The 5,317-nt window shown below is 66.5% G+C and carries 4 protein-coding genes and 1 pseudogene; 2 read left to right on the top strand and 3 right to left on the bottom strand.

The window, feature by feature from the left end:
- Nucleotides 1-902: PPE domain-containing protein (locus A9X04_RS32085; RefSeq protein ID WP_082975011.1), on the top strand; the 902-nt coding region annotated here is incomplete at its 5' end.
- Nucleotides 899-1,072, top strand: a pseudogene (locus tag A9X04_RS32320) (PE/PPE C-terminal domain-containing protein); the annotation flags it as partial. The gene A9X04_RS32085 and the pseudogene A9X04_RS32320, both read left to right, overlap by 4 nt.
- A 258-nt stretch (nt 1,073-1,330) precedes the next feature.
- Here the strand turns inward: A9X04_RS32320 and A9X04_RS14490 are convergent.
- The 3 genes from A9X04_RS14490 to sucC form a co-directional block, all read right to left on the bottom strand.
- Nucleotides 1,331-2,857, bottom strand: a complete 1,527-nt coding sequence (locus A9X04_RS14490) for an acetyl-CoA acetyltransferase (protein ID WP_067921440.1) — start codon at nt 2,855-2,857, stop codon at nt 1,331-1,333.
- Nucleotides 2,858-2,968: 111 nt separating this feature from the next.
- Nucleotides 2,969-3,871, bottom strand: coding sequence for a succinate--CoA ligase subunit alpha (gene sucD / locus A9X04_RS14485; protein ID WP_067921437.1), 903 nt, complete (start codon nt 3,869-3,871; stop codon nt 2,969-2,971).
- A gap of 12 nt (nt 3,872-3,883) precedes the next feature.
- Nucleotides 3,884-5,047, bottom strand: a complete 1,164-nt coding sequence (gene sucC / locus A9X04_RS14480) for an ADP-forming succinate--CoA ligase subunit beta (RefSeq protein ID WP_067921435.1) — start codon at nt 5,045-5,047, stop codon at nt 3,884-3,886.
- Between the last annotated feature and the right edge of the window lie 270 nt (nt 5,048-5,317).

Raw genomic sequence — 5,317 nt, 5'->3', positions numbered from 1 at the left:
CGTTGATCGCGACCAACTTTCTCGGGCAGAACACCCCGGCGATCGCAGCCACCGAAGCCCAGTACATGGAGATGTGGACCCAAGACGCCGCCGCGATGTACGGCTACGCCGCTGCTTCGGCGCCCGCGAGCACCCTGACGCCGCTTAACGAACCTCCGCAGACCACCAACCCTGCCGGGCAGGCTGACCAGGCCCGCGCGGTGACCCAGTCCGCCGGCAACGCCACCGGCGCCCGCACGCAATCGGTGGTGCAGATGGCCTCCACCAACGCCTCCCAGCAACTGAACTCGACCAACGCCGGCGCCGACCCGCCCCTCCCGCCAGGCCAAACCGTCACCGTCCCGTCCGGCACCACTATCAACCTCGGGAGCAGCACTACCCTGAAGATCACCAGCGGAACAATCACCGTCACCGGCAACGGCTCCACCATCGCAAATCCCGGCACCGTCATGGTCAACGCCGCCAGCTCTGTAAAAACGATCATCCCCTGCTACGTGAACGGTGTGTTCACCCCCGGCGGCGTTGTGGTCTCCGGCCCCGCCACCCTCACCCAAAACGGAGTGACCTCGGTCGTCGTCTCGCTCCAAGGCGGCTCCGCCACCTTCACCAGTGGTGGAGGGATGGGAGCGACCGTGACAACAACCACAAACACCGCCACCGCGACCGCCATCGCCGACACCACGATCACCAACATGTCCGGCACCATCTTCTACACCCTCCCCGCGCCCGTTACCCCCAGCTCGTCTGGCGGATTGGGGGTGGCATCGGCGGCAGGCGGGCTGAGCAGCTCGCCGGGGCTGGCGGGAACCTCCGGGATTCAACCTCAGCTCAATGCGGAAGGGCTCGCGGAATGGGCTCGTAGCCTGTCCGGTGTTGACCTGGCTGCTGCTGACCTCGGATGACGGGGGACGTCCCCGAAGCGTTGCGACACGTCAATCCCCGGCCCTGGCTGGACGCCCTGACTGATGGTCGGCTGGTGTGTGCCGACGTGGGCAAAGCGGGCGTGCTCGGGTCGTTGTCGGTCCCCCCTAGCTGGGTGACGGCCAGCCCCCAGACGGAGCCATTCCCGGATTCGCGGCCACCTGACAGCCTTGATGCCAGAGGCGTCCGCCGTGGAAGAACGTTCCAACATGGGTTGATGGCAACGATAAACCAGTGCGGCGCAACGACGTACGACGACGAAAGAGACGAGAGCGGCAACGACGAGACGCAAGTAGAAGAGCACTAGGCCGGCCTTCTAGCTGCCGCTTCACATCCGCGAGACGTAAACCACGGCGACGGTTTGCGGCGTGTCGTGTGCGTGATTTGCGTGTCGTGGATGGGCCGCGCGTCAGGCCAGCGCGGCCCGGTTGTCCTTCTCCGTCGACCGCACCACGATCGAAGCCCCTAGCGGCTCGCCGTTGCTGAGCAGCCCGACCAGATCGGGGTCCTCGCTCAGTGCCAGGAAGCGGCTGCCGTCGCCGTCGAGACGGCCGACGATGAGGCCGGTGTGTACCGGCCAGTCGTAGCGGACGGTGTAGGTCTCGATGGTTGCCGGACCGTCGGCCTTGACGATCACCGGCATCTTGGGACGGGCGGCGACCTCGGCACGCAGCGCGGCGCTGTTGTCGGGCTTCCAGTTCACCGGGGTGGTCGAGTACACCCCGACCGAGTACTTGCTCATGATCCCGCCGTTGGCGGCGACCAGGCCGAATTGGCCTGGCCGGTCGCGCATTTCGCTGACCGTTTCGGCGATGCCGTGCAGTGAGTAGTTGTTGCCCGGCCCGCCGAAGTACGGCAGGCCGCCGGTGAGCGTCAGCCCGCGCGGGTCGTCGGTGGCCAGGCCCGTCCCGTCGCAGAAGTTGAACACCGGCACCGGGAAGCAGCTGTAGAGGTCGAAGGTCGAGATGTCGTCGATGCCGACGGCGGCGCCGGCGAGTGCTTCCCGGACCGCCAGCACCGAAGCCGAGTTGTGCGTCAAGTCGAGGCGGTCGAGCAGCGGCTGATCCACCATGTCGGCGTGGCCGTGCAAGAACACCCAGCGCTCCTCGGGCACGCCGAGCCTGCGGGCCGCGGCCACCGACATCAGCAGCGCGGCCGCACCTTGATTGACCTGGTCACGGGCCACCAGCAGCCTCGGGTACGGATCACAGATCATCCGGTTGGACGCGGTGACGGTGATGAGCTCGTCGACGGTGCGCTCCACCGGTGAGGATGCGAACGGGTTCTTCGCCGCCACCTTGGTGAACGGAGCGAACAACTCACCCATCTGGCGCCGGTAGTCCGAGACGTTCAAGCCCAGTCGGGCACGGCGCGCGTTCTCCAGCAGCCCGTACTGGGCCGGCGCACCGACCAAGCCATGCGCGACGGTGTAGTCGTCGAACAGGCCCTCGTAGCCGAAGCCCCGGTCTTCGAGGGAGCCCTCGACCGTGTCGGAATGGTCCGGCTTCTCCTTGTCGGCGAAATAGCGGATGCTGGAAGTGTTCTCGGAGCCGAAGATCATCACGACCTCGGCCGCACCCGAGGCGATGACGCCGGCGAACTCAGTGACCAGATGCTGCGGGCCCTGACCGCCGATGGGTTCGAGAAGCGCGCGGGCTGGTGCAGCACCGATGCGCTGGGCCACCGAACGCGGGTAGTTGTTGGACTTGCCCATCGGCGCGGGTGTGCGCCCGGAGAGTTCGAACTGCCGGATCGCGGCGACGGTGTCGATGGACGCGGCGACGGTGGTGGCGTCGGCCCCACAGTCATGCAGTGCGGCCCGCGCCGCCGCGGTGGCCAGTTCCACCGAGGACATCCCGCGGTAGCCGGAGTCCTCGATGCGCTCGGTGAACTGCCCCACGCCGACGATGACCGGCGTGTTCGGGTCGAGATTCATAGAACCACTATCTACCTGGGACAGGGCCCCGGCCAAATCCGGGGCCCTCGCAGCCTCGACGGTGGCGACCCGCAGCGCCCGGCGACGCCGCGCTCCCGATCGCCACAGCCCCTACAGGCTTTGCAGGATCTCCCGGGCCAGGGCGGCGGTCTCCGACGGCGTCTTGCCGACCTTGACGCCGGCCGCCTCCAGGGCTTCCTTCTTGGCGGCCGCGGTGCCCGACGAACCGGACACGATGGCGCCGGCGTGGCCCATCGTCTTGCCTTCCGGCGCAGTGAATCCCGCGACATAGCCGACGACCGGCTTGCTCACGTTGGCCTTGATGTAGTCGGCCGCACGCTCCTCGGCGTCGCCGCCGATCTCGCCGATCATCACGATGACCTTGGTGTCGGGATCCTTCTCGAAGGCCTCGATGGCGTCGATGTGGGTGGTGCCGATCACCGGGTCACCGCCGATGCCGATCGACGTGGAGAACCCGAAATCGCGCAGCTCGTACATCATCTGGTAGGTCAGCGTGCCGGACTTGGACACCAGGCCGACGGGCCCGGGGCCGCTGATGTTGGCGGGCGTGATGCCGGCCAACGCCTCACCCGGGGTGATGATGCCGGGGCAGTTCGGCCCGATGATGCGCGTCTTGTGACCCTTGTCCAGGTTGTACGCCCACGCATATGCGGTGTCCTGCACCGGGACTCCCTCGGTGATGACCACCAGCAGCGGGATCTCGGCATCGATGGCCTCGATCATGGCGTCCTTGGCGAACTTCGGCGGCACGAAGCCGACCGACACGTTGGCGCCGGTCTCCTTCATCGCCTCCGCGACGCTGCCGAACACCGGCAGCTCGACGTCCTTGCCGACTGGGTCGACGTGCGAGACGGTGGTGCCCGCCTTGCGGGCGTTCACCCCGCCCACCACCTGCGTGCCGGCTTTCAGCATCAGCGCGGTGTGCTTGGTGCCCTCGCCGCCGGTGATGCCCTGGACGATGACCTTCGAGTCCTTGTTCAGGAAGATCGACATTCGTTGGCTCCCTTACTTGTTCGCCAGATCGGCGGCTTTGTCGGCACCGGCGTCCATGGTCTCGGCCTGGATCACCAGCGGGTGGTTGGCTTGGGCCAGGATGCGGCGTCCTTCGTCGACGTTGTTGCCGTCGAGCCGCACCACGAGCGGCTTGTTGGCCTCGTCACCGAGCATGTTCAGGGCGGTCACGATTCCGTTGGCAACGGCGTCGCACGAGGTGATACCCCCGAACACGTTCACGAACACGCTCTTGACCTGCTTGTCGTTCAGGATGACGTCCAGCCCCGCGGCCATGACCTCGGCCGACGCGCCGCCGCCGATGTCCAGGAAGTTGGCCGGCTTGACGCCGCCGTGCTTCTCCCCGGCATACGCGACGACGTCGAGCGTGGACATCACCAGGCCCGCACCGTTACCGATGATGCCTACTGCGCCATCCAGCTTGACGTAGTTGAGGTCGTGCTCTTTGGCCTTGAGTTCCAGCGGGTCGGTGGACGCGCGGTCCTCGAACTCGGCGTGCTCCGGGTGACGGAAGTCGGCGTTGGCGTCCAGCGTGATCTTGCCGTCCAGCGCCAGGATTTGGTCCTTGGGGTCGCGCACCAACGGGTTGACCTCGACCAGGGTGGCGTCCTCGGCGACGAACAGCTCCCACAGCTTGTTGATGGTCACCGCCGCGGCGTCGAGCACCTCGGCGGGCAGGTGGCCTTGCTCGGCGATCGAGCGCGCGGTCGCCAGGTCGACACCGGTGACGGCATTCACCGGAACCTTGGCCAGCCGCTCGGGCTTGGTGGCGGCCACCTCTTCGATTTCCATCCCGCCCTCAACCGAGCACATGGCCAGGTAGGTGCGGTTGGCGCGGTCCAGCAGGAAGGAGATGTAGTACTCCTCGGAGATGTCGCTGGCCTCGGCGACCAGCAGCTTCTTGACGATGTGGCCCTTGATGTCGAGGCCGAGGATGTTCTTGGCGTGTTCGTAGGCGTCTTCCGGTGTCGCCGCGTACTTGACCCCACCCGCCTTGCCGCGGCCGCCGACCTTCACCTGCGCCTTGACCATGACCGGGCGACCGATTTCGGCGGCGATTTCCCGAGCGCCCTCGGCGGTGTCGGTCACCCGCCCCGGCGTAGTCGGTACGTTGTGCTTGGCGAACAATTCTTTTGCTTGATACTCGAAAAGGTCCATGGACTCTCTGTCTTCGCTCGACTCAACTGCTAGGCCTCTTGATGGGCGGTGCCGCGTTCGGCAACTCGCACGGACGAACTGTATCCACTGGCCAACCCGCCCTTACGGGCGCGTCCGGCGATGTGGCACAGCTCACGACACCCCCGCGCACCGGCGTCGTGACCCAAATCACAATTTCGGCCGGATTGCGCGACGAGGTTGCCAGTGCCGCGAGTTAGCGGATACCTTCCTAGGGTCCAGATAACGTTATGGTCACGATACGAGGACATT

The sequence above is a fragment of the Mycobacterium sp. E3247 genome, assembly GCF_001667785.1.
Taxonomy (GTDB): Bacteria; Actinomycetota; Actinomycetes; order Mycobacteriales; family Mycobacteriaceae; genus Mycobacterium.
Note: the sequence above shows the minus strand (reverse complement) of the source record. Positions and strands in the feature narration are given on the sequence as shown.

Coding starts and splice junctions, on each gene's coding strand:
- A9X04_RS14490 (WP_067921440.1), bottom strand. CDS start 2,857: ATGAATCTCGACCCGAACACGCCGGTCATCGTCGGCGTGGGGCAGTTC.
- sucD (WP_067921437.1), bottom strand. CDS start 3,871: ATGTCGATCTTCCTGAACAAGGACTCGAAGGTCATCGTCCAGGGCATC.
- sucC (WP_067921435.1), bottom strand. CDS start 5,047: ATGGACCTTTTCGAGTATCAAGCAAAAGAATTGTTCGCCAAGCACAAC.